Below are 14,721 nucleotides of genomic sequence, written 5' to 3'. Positions count from 1 at the left end.
ATGCAAACCTCGGAGGGGACGGCGGCGCATGCAGGCACGATCGGGCTCTTGGGAGGGAGTTTTCGATGCAGGAACAGACCATCATCATTGCGGACGATCATCCGCTGTTTCGCGATGCGCTGCGCCAGGCCGTCATCGGCATGGAAGGCCGGCAGGCGATCGTCGAAGCCGGCGATTTCGCGGCGGCGCGCAAGGCGGCAGGCGCCCATGCGGAGGCCGACCTCATGTTGCTCGACCTCGCCATGCCCGGGGTCAGCGGCTTTTCCGGCCTGATGGCGCTGCGCTCCGAATTCGCCAGCCTGCCGATCATCATCGTCTCGGCAACCGACGATGCGACGACGATCCGTCGGGCGCTGGAACTCGGCGCCTCCGGCTTCATTTCCAAATCCGCCGGCATCGACGACATTCGCCGCAGCATCCAGACGGTGCTTGCCGGCGACATTGCCACGCCGGAAAACTACCGCGGCGGCCAGGAGCAGGATCCCGATGTCGCCGACCTGATCCACCGCCTGCATACCCTGACGCCGCAGCAGAGCCGGGTGCTGACCATGCTCGGCGAAGGGCTGTTGAACAAGCAGATCGCCTACGAACTCGGCGTCTCCGAGGCGACGATCAAGGCGCATGTCTCGGCGATCCTCTTGAAACTCGACGTCGACAGCCGTACGCAGGCAGTCATCCAGCTCGGCAAGATCAACATGGCGATGGTCGCCTGAAACCCTTGCAATATCAGGATTTTATTCCTCCTTTGCCTTTACTCCGGCGGCACGGTCGGTTAATATTCCGACCGGCTGACGCGCGGATGAGCCGCGCACGGAATCGGGCGCCTATGCTGTCACACGATCAGATCTGGGGAGCGATCGACAGGCTTGCCGAGCGGCACGAACTGACGCCATCCGGTCTTGCGCGGCGTGCCGGGCTCGACCCTACCTCCTTCAACAAGTCGAAACGGCTTTCCGCCGATGGGCGGCTGCGCTGGCCCTCGACGGAATCGATCGCCAAGGTGCTCGACGCCACCGGGGCGAGCGTCGAGCAGTTCCTTGCCTTTCTGCAGCCCGATGCCGGTTTTTCCAAGCGGCCGGCCGGCCAATCTGACGGCGCCTTTCCGCCGCAGGGCAGTTCAATCCCGCTGCTCGGCTTTGCCCAAGCCGGCGCCGGCGGCTTCTTCGACGATGGCGGTTTTCCGGCCGGCCAGGGCTGGGACGTGGTGGAATTTCCGGCGGCGCCGGCGCAGAAATCAGCCGTCTATGCGCTGGAGGTGCAGGGCGAGAGCATGATGCCGCTCTATCGCGACGGCGACGTGCTGATCGTCGAGCCCGGCGCGCAGGTGCGCCGCAACGACCGCGTCGTCGTGCGCACATGCGAGGGCGAGGTGATGGCCAAGGTGCTGCTGCGCCAGAGCCCGCGCTCGATCGAGCTGATGTCGCTCAATCCCGAGCATCCCAACCGCACCCTCGAGCTTTCCGATGTCGATTGGATCGCCCGCATCATCTGGGCCAGCCAATAGGAAGATATTCCATGCGCCCTGCCGCCATCTTCACAGGTCTCATAGGCATGGTGGTGGTGGCCGGCCTGCTGATGGCGGGTGAAGCAAGGCTGCGGGGCGGCACGGCCGAAGGCGAGCCCGTGCCTGCCGAGGAAACGGTGGCCGCGGTGGATCAGCCCGCGCCAGCCGGCGAACCGGCTGCGATTTCGGAGGACCGGGCCGAAGTGATCGTCCGCTCGACGGAACCGGCGGCGCCCTCCCTCGGGGCTGCCGACGGCACGGCACCCAAAGTCGCCGAGAGCGAGAAACGGGCCGAGACGGCCGCCGGGCAGACGGCAAGCCCAGCCGTGAAAAAACCGGTGGAGCTGGCGCGGCCGGCAGTCGAAAATGCCGGCCTTCTCTCCTTCGGCGAGCGCAAGCTGCAGCTTGCCGGCATCGTGCCGACGCCGGCCGACAAGATATGCGGGCCGACCGGCCGGCAATGGCCCTGCGGCATGATGGCAAAGACCGCGCTGCGCCAGCTCTTGCGCAACCGCAGCATCGCCTGCGATCTCGACGCTGTTGAATGGACGGAAACGGCGACGGTCGCCTGCCGGCTCGGCACGCAGGATCTCGGCGCATGGCTTGCCGAAAACGGCTGGGCCGAGGCAGCGGCGGGTTCGCCGCTGGCATCGGCCGCCGAGAAGGCCAGGCAAGCCGGAAAAGGCCTTTACGGCGACGATCCGCGCCGGAGATAACCGGCGGTCTTGACAGGGCGCCGATCCCTTGTAATGCCGGCTGCCAATTCCCACTCTGGGCTGATCGAAAAAGGAATCAGAGATGAACAAGCCGCTTTCCGCCCATGATGCGCTGATCTACGTGATGGTGATGGCCTCAGCCGTCGACAGCACGATGAACGACCGGGAGATGGAAAGGATCGGACAACTGATCGGGTTCCTGCCGGTTTTCCGGGACTTCGACGACGACAAGCTGATTTCGGTGGCGCGCGACTGCGCCTCGCTGCTGGCCGGGCCCGAAGGCCTCGACGTCGTTCTCGAAACCGTGCGCGACACCCTGCCGGCAAAACTCTACGACACCGCCTATGCGCTGGCCGTCGAAGTCGCTTCCGCCGATCTCTCCGTCAAAGCCGAGGAACTGCGGCTGCTCAGCCTGCTGCGCGACCGGCTCGGCCTCGACAAGCTCACCTGCGCGGCGATCGAGCGCAGCGCCATTGCCCGCTTCCGCAAGGGATAAGGCATGTCGCGCAAAAATGTGCCGCGGTTTTGCGGCAACGACATGCGCAAAAACAAAGAGCTAAAGCGCGAGGAGCGAATCTGAAAGATCGCGACGCGCTTTAGGCTTGAAGGCTCAATAAAGCCCGTAGGGAAAATAGCGCAGATAGATTTCCTGGAGCCGGCCATTGCGCGACAGCGTGGCGAGCGCATGGTCGATCGCCGCCGTCAGCACGCTATCCTTCTGCCGCAGCATGATCGTCATGCCCTCGCCGAGGAAATGCTCGGAGAGATAAGGGCCGTCGAACAGGGCGCAGCATTTGGCCGAGGCCGGCGAGGAGACCCAGAAGGAGAGCTGCAGCGCATCGGCGAAGGCGGCATCGACCTTGCGATCCTTGAGTGCCGTAAGCAGGGCGTCCTTGGTGTCGAAGGTTTGGGCTTTGATCGCCGGAAAGAACGCGGCCAGCATCGCCTCGTGCACCGTGCCCCTGACCACACCGACCGGGTGCGCTGAAAGGGCGGCAGCCGTTTTGCCGTCGAGCGGCACGGCGAGATTGCGCACGAAGCGGGCCGGCAGCATCAGATACGGCCGGGAGAAGACGAATTGCCGGCGCAGCTCCGGCGTCACGGCAAGGCCGGCGATCACGGCGTCGCCCTGCGAGGCGGCGAGCGCATCCTTCAAATCGGCAAAGGGGATCGCCTGGATCTGGCACTTGTCCGAAATCTCCAGCTCGCTGCAGATTTCGCGGGCGAGATCGACGTTGAAACCGGAAAGCTTGCCGTTCTGATCGGTAAAATTGAACGGCGGAAAATCGACCGAGGTCAGGAAGCGCAGGCGGACCAGCGAGGAGAGATCGGGCCGCGCCAGACGTTCACGGGCATCGAAAAGCAGCGGCAGCGAGGGTGTTGCCTGCTGGGCGGATGCGGCAAAGCCAAAAGATAGAGCGCCCAGAAACAGGCCGAACGCGAGAAACCCCTTCACAGCCAGGGATGCCAACTTGGATTGCATCATCGTGATCTTGGTCTCGAATTAAGCGCGAAGCGTGTGGTGTCGGCGAGATGTAGCAGAGTCATGCGGGACGGGGAATATGCATGGGACGGATCGTGCCACATCCGCCCCTCATCCGGCTGCCGCCACCAAACGGGGTCGAGCCACGCGTCTCGACCCGTCCTTCGGACCCCCGCCTGCGGGGCGAAGGGGATATGTCGCGACCTCTCCGTCCCTCGCTAACCTCTTTCATGGCACGTCCCCTCTCCCCGTCAGAACGGGGAGAGGGTTAGGGCGAGGGGCAGCCTTCGGCGCGGTGGCAGCCGGAGCGGCTTGCCGGTTGACGCTCCCAAAAATCACCGCGGCGCCGCCCCGCCGTTAGCGCGGAATTAAAGAATATCGCCTCTATTTGTGACGACGACACGGACCCGCCGGCCGATTGCATGATGCATGCGTCAACCCCGCAATAATCCCTGAGCCGCGACACCGACGCAGTGCTCTGTTTGCAACAATTGATTTCAAAGAACCGGGCGTGCGACGCCCGGTCAACCGGGTGACATTTCCATGAAGCATCTGAAAATCCGCACGAAAATCATATCGGTCGTGGCGCTGCTGGGGCTGATCACGATGGCCGGGCTGGTCTATGTCGTCGCCGAATTCCGCCGTGCGGACGCCGCCTACAGCGCCTTCATCGATCATGAAGCGCTGGCCTCGATGCAGAGCGCGCGCGCCAGCGCCTCGGTGGTGGCCTCGGTGCTGCAGGTGAGCCTGCTTGCCGACATGAAGCCGGATACGCCGGCATTCCAGACGACGCTCGCCACGCCGAGCAAGCTGCCGCAGGCCCGTGAGCGGATGAAAGATGCGCTGGCGCTGGTGCCGAGCCGCAAGCCGGCGATCGACGAGATTCAGGCCGGCATCGATGAGATCGAAACGCTGGCGAACAAGATCATCGAGCAGAGCAAAGCCAAGGACGGCGCCGGGGCGCAGGCGAGCGTTGCTCTGATCAATGCCAAGCTCAATGCGCTGACGCCGAAGATGATCGCCAACAATGATGCGATGATGGCGATGCTCAACGACGGCGGCGACGCGCTTTCGGCTTCGGTCAACGGGCGGATCGTCTTCTGCCTCGTTCTGATCGGCATCGCCGTGCTGCTCGCGGTCGGCTTCAGCGTGGTCGTCGCCCAGATGGGTATTGCCGGCCCGATGACGAGGCTCAACCTGCGCATGACACGGCTTGCCGAGGGCGATACCGCAAGCGAGGTCGGCGGCCTCGACCGCGGCGACGAAGTCGGCCAGATGGCCAAGGCCGTGTCGATCTTCCGCGACAACGCGATCGAGCGTGCGCGGATCGAGGCGCGTGCCGAAGCCGACCGCAACCTTAGCGACGGCGAGCGCCGCGAACGCGAGGCGCAGCGGACCCGTGAAGCTGCGGAGCTCGAAGGCGCCGTGACCGCGCTCGGCGACGGCCTGCGCCGCCTTGCCGCCGGCGATCTCGCCTCGCATATCGACCAGCCTTTCGTCGCCCATCTCGACGCGCTGCGCGAGGATTTCAACAATTCGGTCGAGAAGCTCAACGAGGCGCTGCATACGGTCGGCGCCAATGCCCGGGCGATCGGCGCCGGTGCCAACGAGATCCGCTCTTCCGCAGACGAGCTTTCCCGGCGGACGGAACAGCAGTCGGCCTCCGTCGAAGAGACGGCGGCAGCACTGGAGGAGATCACCACGACGGTGCGCGACGCCGCCAAGCGCGCCGAGGAGGCGAGCCAGCTCGTCGCCCGCACCCGCCTCGGCGCCGAAAAATCCGGCGAGATCGTCCGCAAGGCCGTCTCCGCCATGCAGCAGATCGAAAAGTCTTCGGGCGAGATCTCCAACATCATCGGTGTCATTGACGATATCGCCTTCCAGACCAACCTCTTGGCCTTGAATGCCGGCGTCGAAGCGGCGCGTGCCGGCGAAGCCGGCAAGGGCTTTGCCGTCGTTGCCCAGGAAGTGCGGGAGCTCGCCCAGCGCTCCGCCAAGGCGGCAAAGGAAATCAAGGACCTGATCACCAATTCCGGCACACATGTGCAGACCGGCGTCTCGCTGGTCGGCGAAACCGGCAAGGCGCTCGATTCGATCGTCCAGGAAGTGCAGGAAATCAACCAGCACGTCCACGCCATCGCCGAAGCCTCGCGCGAACAGTCGATCGGGCTGCAGGAGATTAACACCGCCGTCAACACCATGGACCAGGGTACGCAGCAGAACGCGGCCATGGTCGAGCAGTCGACAGCCGCCAGCCACAGCCTGGCGACGGAAGCGACGGCGCTGAACAACCTGCTCGGCCAGTTCAAGCTGACCGGCACCGGCGGCTTCGCCGCTGCCGCGCCGATTTCCTCTGCCCGACCGCCGGCAGCCGCACCGCGCGCCGCCGCGCGCCCAGTGGCCAAGGCACCCGCGATCCGGGTCGCGCGGGAAGGTGCGGCCCGCCCGATCGCCTCGCCGGCCCGCGCCCTCGGCCAGACCCTCGCCAACGCCTTCGCCGCAACCGACAGCGCGCCGAAGGGCCAGGATGGTGACTGGACGGAGTTCTGAGCAGCAAATCTCGGCACAAGGTGCAGCTATGCGTTTCGCGCCGATGGCTGCACCTCACCCTTCCGTAGGCGATTTGCCTTGTGAGAGGTGAGCGAGGAACTGAGCGGCAGCCACAAGTCTCTTCTCCCCTCGGGGAGAGGTGCCGGCAGGCGGATGAGGGGGCTACGCGGAAAGCCCTCCCGTCACAATCTATCCCACTGTCGAAGCCTGCATGGACGTCGATGAAAAGACCGGCTTCGCCGGCCCCCTCATCCGCCCTACGGGCACCAGCCTGGGCGAGCCACGGGTCTCGCCCGTCCTTCGGACCCCCGCTCCGGAGAAGAGGCAATCGCAAGGCCGCGGCATCTCCTCCTTTCGCCGCGTTTACCTGGCCGGCCGCCACCCAACCTCCACGAGGATATTCCCCGGCGCCGTGCAATAAAACAGCCAGCCGCCGCGCATAGCGGCCGGCGGGCCGGAGAGCTCCACGCCGGCGGCAACCAGCCCGGCGTGAACCCTATCGACATCCGCCCTATCAGGCAGAATGAAGCCGATATGATAGGTCTGGCGCTGCAGTTCGACCTGGTCGGCAATGCCGAACTTGGCGATGGCGTGGCTGAGGACGATTTCGAGGCCGGTATCGTCCTCCAGGATCGCGAGGCCGTTGTTGCCGCGCATATCCTTCAGCGTCAGGCCGAAATGGCGGATGAAGAAGTCCGCCGTTTCAGCGATATCGGGTACGTGAAAATCGAGATGGTTCAGGCGCATGACAGTCTCCGTTCAAAAAAATCCCGGGACTGCAATTTGCCGTCTCCGCACGCCGCCGGGATCCCGCATCTGATGCAGATCACGTCGCGGGTTCTCTTGCCATAGGCTACGGAGCAGAGCTTCTTTGAGAGCGCTCGTGACGCTCTGACGGAAGGGATCGGGCTTACCTCAACCGATCCTGCCTTTTTCGACGCTGCCGATCTAGCAGACGGCGCCGGTTTCGGCAATGAAATAGCCCGCGCCCGATCACGGCGTCCCAAGCAGCGTTTCTCGAAGGATTGAAGGCGGATACGCCGTTTCATCTGGCGAGCGTGATCCGATCGGGAGTAAGATCGCATCCTCGGCGCATCGGAAGGGATGGACATGAAACCCGCACTCATCGGCTTGATCGGCAGCCTCATTCTCACCGGGTGCAGCACCGCCACCTATAGCGGCCCCGGCCTGGAGCCGATCCCGGGAAGCATCACCTATAACGGCCAGCCACGCAGCAAGCTCACCAAATCACCTGCTGGCTCCGCCTTCCCGCATGATTTCATCGACCAGTATGGCCAGCAGGTGGAAGAAACCTACATCATCCAGCCCGACCGGAGCCTGATCATCGCGCACCGCCGGTACAAGCCGATCCGGTTTTTTGGGGATTAGAGAAGTTCGCTGGAAAGGCAGTTGGAGCGGGTGAATGGAACCCCGCTAACCTACTAAAGCATTGCAAAAACTAATCATTTTTTTGCTTATCGCCGTGATACCGTCAAATATACCGCGAAATCAGCTGGATGTCTCCGCACGTTCGATGAACAATCCGCACCGATCCCGATCAATCTGAGGCGGCCTCCGGGTCGTGCTTTTCTTTCGGCGCGAGGCAACTTACTTTCCCTTTATAAACTACCGCCGCCGCATTGATGGAGTCGAGCAATGAGCCCCGCACCCAAGCCCACCGTACCTCCGGAGGTGATGAAATTGTTCGATCAATTCGCATCCCAGATCGAAGAATACGGATCTATAGAACGGCCCGCTGACGAACCGTCATTTGGCATGGCAAACCTCCTCGAAACCTACGATGCAGGGGCTGCCGTCAAACTTCTGATGAATGGCGCGCCCTCATATTACGGACATAAGGAAGCCACCTTCTTTGCCTTCTGCGGCTGGGCGGTCGCACCTTTTGATCCAGACGTAAGGTTTGACTTAATTGGCATTGCGATCAAACAACTCCTTGCCGAAGCGGAAGACAAGGCTGCGAGACTCGATCTCGATTCGAACACGGCGGCGGATATGATTGCCCGGTACTATTTTGCCGGATCACAGTTCATCTTCAATATTTATACAGCTTTTCAGGGCGCGGGAGGATTTCTTGCCTTCGGCTCGGGCGCATTGCTTGAAGATGAGACCTACACACGAAAAAAGGACTACATGACAATAGTCAAGCTGATGGCGTGCTGTCACTACGTTTCCGCGAAACGGGTGAACTCTAAGAGAGACCCGAGCGTGAATTTCGCAATGCGGTTTCTAGAGAAGAACAGCGATGATAGCCTCAAGTCATCCACTGCAACTTATGCTATGTGGGGCCAAGTCAAAGAGAATATCGCGTTCATCTATGCAGCCAGTTCGATCAAGGTCTCTCCTTCGAAAACACTCCTTGACGTAGTGTTGAGCGGCGATCTGAAATTTTCCCGCGACCACCGTTTCTTTCGCACATGGATGCGAAGGACGAGGTTTGTTTGCGATAGCGTGCTGCGGCTGATGTCTGACGAACTCCAATCTTCTAACTCAAAATTCCTCGGTGGACTTGAAGCCGAGTCATTTGTTTTCGATCTAACGGCAGATGAGGTAAAGCTGATCAACAGCAACTTATAATGTTCTAATTTTTTCAATTAGATATTGTGTCCACTTAAGTGCGGAGTGTCCTCAAAGCCGCGGACAAATGTACTAGCTCCACGTTTTTGATCATCTCTGTTCCTGTCGAAACCTAGTTCAGACGATAGGAGAACGGAAATGAACAGAGACAATCAAACTTTACCCATGGAGGGCTTCGCTCGCCTCAATGACTTTGTCGGGAAAGGCAAGCTGATCCCGATTAGCCGATCCAGCTGGTATTCGCTCGTGCGGGCCGGCAGAGCCCCAAAGCCAACCTTAATTGGGCCGAGAATGTCAGTCTATGAGATATCGGCGATACGTCGCTTCGTTGCTTCGCTAGCGGAGGCAAATCGATGAAGCCGCACAAAAAAACGAGCAAAAAAGCTCACAAGCACGTGGCAGCAAGAGAAGATGGCGACAAGAAAGCTAGCACTGGCGGTTCACAATCAGAGCTTGGGGCAGCCCTAAGTGAGCTTCATGAAAAGGGTGTTGTGCCTGCGCTGAGGAGTGCAAACAAAGGTATCGCGGACCTACTTCAGAATACAGATCAGGCGTTGACGACGAAGCTCGCTGTTGTTTATGGGGCCGCATTGATTCTCGCAGAAGACGATGAGCAATGGGATGAGCTTTGTGCCGCAGATGAATGGGCACAGCATCCCAAGCTGAAGCCAAATCGAGACGATCCTTTACGGGCCGCCTTGCGTCTAGCCGTGGGGTTCAATGGCAAAAAGGCAGACAGCACTGTCCATAGATACCATCGGGCACTGTTGCCGCACTTCGACGAGAAGATCTCCGCGATTAAGATACCACAGATAATCAGTGAAGCCGGTGGCATCGAAAAGATGAGACAGGCTGCTTCTCGCTCAATCGGGGTTAGTGCGCCAACTGCAATCCAGGCAACGCTCTACAGGTTGCCCGACAAAACAAAAATTAAGATAAGGGGGGAGCTAAAGCGCCTACCCAACAATAACGTTGAGATCACAATAAGTGTTCTCAAGACGAGTAAAGTTAAGCACGCTACCTTGTAATACAGTTTTGTGCTTATCGAAAGCAAACCATCCAACTTACCACAAACAACTAGAGACGCAGGCGGGCAACGCCCGATGGCGGAGCTTTGCCTGCTCTATGGAGAACGATCATGAAAAAACTCACTTGGTCACAAGAGGATTTCGATATGTTGCATAGAAATCTTGACGCTGCGTTGCGCGCCTTTCTTCATACGAAGCGCGGGAGGGCGCTCAATGCGCATGAACTCAGAAGTCATTTAAACTCCCGCGAGGCGTTATCGCTTAAAGCGATAAACGCTGCCGCCAGAATGTCTTTTTCGGCGCAGTTTTCGGAGAAGATTCAACGTCTATTGGTCGACTTAGGCGTGCGAAAATTTTCATTTGTAACGCTAGACATTGACAAGCATTCCGTTCCACTGCGTGAAGCGGCCTCCTTCGATGTGCAGGTCTGTAAGGATCTGACACAACAGTTCCTCAATGGCTGGAATTACATCGGGATAGTCGAGCCGGCCTTTTATTATCAGGCTGCGTTTGTACCGGCCCCAGACGGCCAATACTTCTCATGGCACACCCACGCTATCGTTTGGGAAACCACCCAGTCAGCGCTGACCTCGCGACGCCGCGCCTTTAATCAAGCTCACCAGCCCTTCGTGCCTGGATGCACAGCTGCGCACTGCCGGCGCATCGATTCCAGTTCAGCTGAGTCGTACGCACGGTACATGACTAAATCGATCATAAAAGAATACACCGCGTACCCGAAAATGCTTGCTCACTTTGATCCTATCACCGGCGAGATCACGAAGCAGCCGTCCGGAAGGTGGAGAAACCGCAAGCGACCAATAAGACCGACTAATCTCGTTCGCGCTTTTATTGCGATGGCCGATAGGACGATCGAAGATCTTGCTTTCGCAGGCGGAGCAGGAAGTCTGCTTTATCGGGATATCCTTCGATCCACCCGCCTCGAACTAAGAATGCAAGCCGCAAACCAGATCGCGGCAAACCGCGACCGTCTGTTCGGCAACTAGGAATCGTCACAAGAGGCCTAGTCGTTGGCACATGATCATAGCGCCTCATGTCCCGGTTAATGCCGCCCCTCCCCTAATCGATAGGATACTAAAATGATGAACGACAACGTCTTGAAAGGTATTTCGGACGCAATTGTGGAAGGTAGTGCTTCTCTCGGCCTCACCTTGGGTAATGGATTGTATGAAGCCATAAAGTGCGAACCCGCCCTTAGGTGCAAACAGGGTCGGTGCCCAAACTGCACCGCGAGAGTCAATGACGCACTACTGACAATCGACAGATCAACGTCAATCAAACGCCAATCTTGGAGACGAAGCGTTTTTGCTTTGCATTCGTTAACGGTTCCCAATGGGAATACGAATTCTCTGCCGATTACAGATATTGCCAACAAAATAAGAAGATCGATTGATCATTGGAGGCGATTCGCGGTTCAAGTCGAGGATCGACCGCCCAATGAACATTTTGCATGTGTATCGACTTTTGGACTTGTTGAGGATGCTGGAACCGAAAAACAGGGAAAACGCGTGATGCTTGTGGAGTTTGCGGTGACCGGCGTGAGTGCCGAGGCCGATTTCGATGTTCTGGAGTCACTCATGTCTAGTTTTGACGGGCGTGTGTCGTCGGTGCCATTCGCAACGGGACGGGGCGTTCACGCAGCTCCTTCCGAAGGTCTCATGTTCGGCTTCATGAAACGACGGCTTGATCGGCCAGAGCGCCCGATGGTTATCTCAAATAAAAGACTGTTGGCGGAAATGGCTTCAAATTACGGACCGGAAGACGCCACCATGAGATGTGAAGTTGTCGGTCTAGAACCGTCTGGTGATGGCTTCATATTCGCATCTGCGTCGGATCTCGTTATGCCTCCGTTTTTTCATCTATAGAGGGTAGCGTTGACTAACAAAACAACCTACGATTGACATTTACAGGGCGTTCTGATATAACATTTGCACGCCGGTGTTTTGCCGGCGTGTTTCGGGGGCTTCGGCCCCTCTTTTTTTGGAGAGAGAAATGAGCATCACTTCAACCGCCGTGGCCGGGATCAACCTACCCCATCCTGTAATCATTCTCGGTCGTGACGACAGCGGCAAGGCCCACGCATCGTTTTTTTCAGCCACTGACGCCCAACCAGCGTCCCGTGCCGCAAGCCTGATGGGCATGTTTTCGCTCAAGGCAGATAATGACGCGGTTCGCTCCCTGCTACCGAAGCTGCCGAAGGGAAAGCTTTTCGATAGCGGCAAGGCTTTTGTGCCTTTCGTGAAGCAGGACCTCTACAAGCAGATTGCGGCCCATCTGCCCGAGGCCGATCGGGCGAAGGCGGAGGAAGTGCGAGCTGCCCCTGCCGATATTTCGCAGCAGGGGCACGCTGCAACGCCGAGCAATGTGCCGGACGACTGGTCGAAGATCGTGGTCGGCAGTTTGGTGCTCGCCACCGAGGATCCGCTCGAGGGCTGGTTTGAGGCGACCGTCTTCGAATTGAAGTCTGACGGTGTTCTGCGGCTTCAGTGGCGGCATTACCTCGACCTGCCGCCATTCAACCGCAAGCTCGAAGACGTGGCGCTGCTGCATCCCACCATCAAGCTGTGAGATTGGCCGATGCGTAGCCTCGCCATGACTTCAGCAAATCATCAAGAGGAGGCCGTCGACAAGGCGGCCACCATCCGAACCCTCAACGACACGTTCAGGCGCAATCCCACCGCTGGAAGGGTTGTCATCACCCCAGCGGTGAGCGCTCTGCCCCATGACCAACGATTGGCCCTGCTGATGGCCGTTGTCGGCTTTGACAACTTCAACGCCGGCGATGATCCGTACAACGAACACGACTTCGGCGCGATCGAACAGGATGGGGTCAGCTATTTCTGGAAGATCGATTATTACGACCATGATTACGACATGGCGTCACCAGACCCCGCCAATCCACACGTCACGCGTCGCGTGCTGACGATCATGCGGGCGGACGAATACTGATGACCGATCTCACTATATCAACGACCGGGCTTTCGCCCGGCGGGCAGCGTATTCGGCGGCGCTTCACCCTCATTTGGGATCGCAAAGAGCTCGGCGATATCGATGGCCAGTGCTGCTGCGATACGATCAATGAGATCGATCGACGCGTTGAAGTCACCTCGCTCGATTCCGCTTATAGTCGTGCGGTCGACGCTGGCATCTACGGCAAGATTTTCCTGCGTCACCTTCTTGTCGGCGCGCACCTTCCGAAGATTCCAGGCAAGTCGTTCGCGAGTATCCATGATCGCATGGCGACCACCTTGAAGGCTCGTAATCCATCGGATATATCCGACATATTTCAATTCGTGCGCGAGCTTAGCGCTGCTGGGGGCAATCAATGAAAATAGCAGTCGGAATTATTGGCCTGTTCTTGGGCCTGCTCGTGCTGATGCAATCGTGCGCCGTGACGGCAGGCAGCGGCCTGCTGCAGGACAAAGCGACCGGAGGCGCCGGCGCCATCGGTATGCTGGTTGGCTTGCTGTTCTTCATCGCAGGGGCGTTCTCGTTCGCCCTGCCGCTCGTCGGCGCGATCATGTTTGCGCTTGCCGCTGCCTTCGCCTTCATTGCATCAACGTCGGGCAGCTTCTCCGACATCACGATCTGGGGCTTTATCGCCTTGGTGCTAGCCATGATGAGCTTCTTCACGTGGCGTTCGTCCAAGCGGAAGAAGCTCGATGCGTCTGTTTGATCGCCTAAAGCCTTTTGCTATCAGCCTATCGGCTTTTGTTGCCGTGACAGGCGGCGCGGCAGCGAGCAAGACGAGCTACTATAGCGGCAAGCCTTGGGAGATCGTTTTGCATGTGCCCGACGAACAAAACGAACGCCCCTATTGCGCGTTTCGAACATCGTTGTGGGAGACGAGGTCAATCTCCATCGAAAAGATGATCGGAGCCGGCGATGAGGTGGCCATAGCCCTTCGTATCCGAAAAGACGCTTGGCAACTTCCAGCCAATCAAACAACGACAGTCGCCGCCGACACTGTGATGGGAGTGGTCGACCTCCCAATGAAGTCGATCGGCAAGCAAGAACTCTATTCGGGCGTGCCCAGTGTGCCTGTTCTTCTATATAATGCTGTAATAGGCGCGATGGTCGATTCCGTGTTGGCGGCGCGGCAACCTCAGCCGCTACCCATCAGATTCAGTGGCAACGAACCGCTATGGACCGTCCCAGCGCTGGACCGGTTCCAGGCTTTCGAAATGAATGACGCGTTTAAACGTTGTGCCCTCGACCTCAGGGGTTTGCAGTCCAAAACCGAACAGGACGGCAGCAGCCAGGAAGTCACCTCGCCTTTCGGCGCTGCCTCACCAGCGGGCCAGCCTCCAGCTCAACCTTCCGTCAGTTCTCAGCTTCCGGCTGCCCCCTCGGATTGGGAGTTCTATACCCGTGACGAGGATTGGGGTCCCACCTGCTTTGCCCAAACCCATCGTGGAATTGTGATGGTGGGCTTTATGGGCTCGCCGGGCAAGGATGATCTCGTCGGTTTTGTCAGCAGCTTGTTCAGTGGCGACACCAGAGCAACATGGCATGTAGATGACAAGCCTGCCTATGTCTCAGACGGAGGCGAGAGCGACTATTTCGGTTGGCACGAATTTGGTCAGTTGCCGTTTGAATTGCTGGATCAAGCGTCACACGGTAAGGAAATGGCGGTAACGGGCGCAAGCGGTGAGCGGGTTCTTGTCGATTTGGCAGGCGCGGCCGACGCAGTGTCCAAATTGTGATTAGGCATGGAATAAGGACCCCGCATTTGGGGTGATCGGCGTCCAAACGGGACCCCCATCTGCGATGGGGTTACAACAGCCTCCGGTTTCATCGGAGGCTTTTTGTTTGGATGCTTATTGT

At 59.1% G+C, this 14,721-nt stretch carries 17 protein-coding genes; 14 read left to right on the top strand and 3 right to left on the bottom strand.

The window, feature by feature from the left end; all coding sequences use genetic code 11:
- Positions 1 to 65 precede the first annotated feature (65 nt).
- The 4 genes from K6N12_RS29405 to K6N12_RS29390 all read left to right on the top strand — a co-directional run bounded on the left by K6N12_RS29405 (position 66) and on the right by K6N12_RS29390 (position 2,716).
- Positions 66 to 713: a response regulator gene (locus K6N12_RS29405; RefSeq protein ID WP_012556514.1), complete on the top strand. Its 648-nt coding sequence runs from the start codon at positions 66 to 68 to the stop codon at positions 711 to 713.
- Between the two features lie 113 nt (positions 714 to 826).
- Complete coding sequence (locus tag K6N12_RS29400; RefSeq protein ID WP_012556513.1) at positions 827 to 1,504, top strand: S24 family peptidase; 678 nt, start codon at positions 827 to 829, stop codon at positions 1,502 to 1,504.
- An 11-nt stretch (positions 1,505 to 1,515) separates the two neighbouring features.
- Complete coding sequence (locus K6N12_RS29395) at positions 1,516 to 2,220, top strand: thermonuclease family protein (RefSeq protein ID WP_097624779.1); 705 nt, start codon at positions 1,516 to 1,518, stop codon at positions 2,218 to 2,220.
- Between the two features lie 82 nt (positions 2,221 to 2,302).
- On the top strand, positions 2,303 to 2,716 hold the full coding sequence (locus K6N12_RS29390; RefSeq protein WP_003570543.1) for a tellurite resistance TerB family protein: 414 nt from the start codon (positions 2,303 to 2,305) through the stop codon (positions 2,714 to 2,716).
- A 114-nt stretch (positions 2,717 to 2,830) separates the two neighbouring features.
- On the opposite strand, the gene K6N12_RS29385 is transcribed toward K6N12_RS29390, so the two are convergent.
- A complete protein-coding gene (locus tag K6N12_RS29385; RefSeq protein ID WP_097624778.1) occupies positions 2,831 to 3,706 on the bottom strand; it encodes a transporter substrate-binding domain-containing protein in 876 nt (291 codons plus the stop codon).
- A 540-nt stretch (positions 3,707 to 4,246) separates the two neighbouring features.
- On the opposite strand from K6N12_RS29385, the gene K6N12_RS29380 reads away from it, so the two are divergent.
- Positions 4,247 to 6,253, top strand: a complete 2,007-nt coding sequence (locus tag K6N12_RS29380) for a methyl-accepting chemotaxis protein (protein ID WP_097624777.1) — start codon at positions 4,247 to 4,249, stop codon at positions 6,251 to 6,253.
- A gap of 363 nt (positions 6,254 to 6,616) precedes the next feature.
- On the opposite strand, the gene K6N12_RS29375 is transcribed toward K6N12_RS29380, so the two are convergent.
- A complete protein-coding gene (locus K6N12_RS29375; protein WP_097624776.1) occupies positions 6,617 to 7,000 on the bottom strand; it encodes a VOC family protein in 384 nt (127 codons plus the stop codon).
- A 363-nt stretch (positions 7,001 to 7,363) separates the two neighbouring features.
- Between K6N12_RS29375 and K6N12_RS29370 the strand changes: the two genes are divergently transcribed.
- From K6N12_RS29370 to K6N12_RS29340, 7 genes are all read left to right on the top strand, one after another.
- Positions 7,364 to 7,642: a hypothetical protein gene (locus K6N12_RS29370; protein WP_097624856.1), complete on the top strand. Its 279-nt coding sequence runs from the start codon at positions 7,364 to 7,366 to the stop codon at positions 7,640 to 7,642.
- A 267-nt stretch (positions 7,643 to 7,909) separates the two neighbouring features.
- Complete coding sequence (locus tag K6N12_RS29365) at positions 7,910 to 8,848, top strand: hypothetical protein (RefSeq protein WP_130705341.1); 939 nt, start codon at positions 7,910 to 7,912, stop codon at positions 8,846 to 8,848.
- A gap of 353 nt (positions 8,849 to 9,201) precedes the next feature.
- Positions 9,202 to 9,876: a hypothetical protein gene (locus tag K6N12_RS29360; RefSeq protein WP_222149065.1), complete on the top strand. Its 675-nt coding sequence runs from the start codon at positions 9,202 to 9,204 to the stop codon at positions 9,874 to 9,876.
- A gap of 110 nt (positions 9,877 to 9,986) precedes the next feature.
- The gene (locus tag K6N12_RS29355) at positions 9,987 to 10,880 is read left to right on the top strand and encodes a hypothetical protein (RefSeq protein WP_222149064.1); all 894 of its coding nucleotides are present in this window, start codon (positions 9,987 to 9,989) and stop codon (positions 10,878 to 10,880) included.
- 93 nt (positions 10,881 to 10,973) lie between these two features.
- Entirely contained in the window at positions 10,974 to 11,759 is a 786-nt protein-coding gene (locus K6N12_RS29350; RefSeq protein WP_130705338.1) for a hypothetical protein, read from the top strand.
- Between the two features lie 127 nt (positions 11,760 to 11,886).
- Positions 11,887 to 12,462, top strand: coding sequence for a hypothetical protein (locus K6N12_RS29345; protein WP_222149063.1), 576 nt, complete (start codon positions 11,887 to 11,889; stop codon positions 12,460 to 12,462).
- A 9-nt stretch (positions 12,463 to 12,471) separates the two neighbouring features.
- Positions 12,472 to 12,843, top strand: a complete 372-nt coding sequence (locus K6N12_RS29340) for a DUF3768 domain-containing protein (RefSeq protein ID WP_222149062.1) — start codon at positions 12,472 to 12,474, stop codon at positions 12,841 to 12,843.
- A 17-nt stretch (positions 12,844 to 12,860) separates the two neighbouring features.
- Here K6N12_RS29340 and K6N12_RS29335 read toward each other — a convergent pair whose 3' ends face one another.
- The gene (locus K6N12_RS29335; protein ID WP_222149068.1) at positions 12,861 to 13,124 is read right to left on the bottom strand and encodes a helix-turn-helix transcriptional regulator; all 264 of its coding nucleotides are present in this window, start codon (positions 13,122 to 13,124) and stop codon (positions 12,861 to 12,863) included.
- Between the two features lie 95 nt (positions 13,125 to 13,219).
- Here K6N12_RS29335 and K6N12_RS29330 point away from each other — a divergent pair, with 95 nt between their 5' ends.
- The gene (locus K6N12_RS29330) at positions 13,220 to 13,570 is read left to right on the top strand and encodes a hypothetical protein (protein ID WP_222149061.1); all 351 of its coding nucleotides are present in this window, start codon (positions 13,220 to 13,222) and stop codon (positions 13,568 to 13,570) included.
- Positions 13,557 to 14,600, top strand: a complete 1,044-nt coding sequence (locus K6N12_RS29325; protein WP_222149060.1) for a hypothetical protein — start codon at positions 13,557 to 13,559, stop codon at positions 14,598 to 14,600. Before K6N12_RS29330 ends, K6N12_RS29325 begins: the two co-directional genes overlap by 14 nt.
- Positions 14,601 to 14,721 lie beyond the last annotated feature (121 nt).

The organism is Rhizobium redzepovicii (assembly GCF_019793435.1).
GTDB lineage: Bacteria > Pseudomonadota > Alphaproteobacteria > Rhizobiales > Rhizobiaceae > Rhizobium > Rhizobium redzepovicii.
Note: the sequence above shows the minus strand (reverse complement) of the source record. Positions and strands in the feature narration are given on the sequence as shown.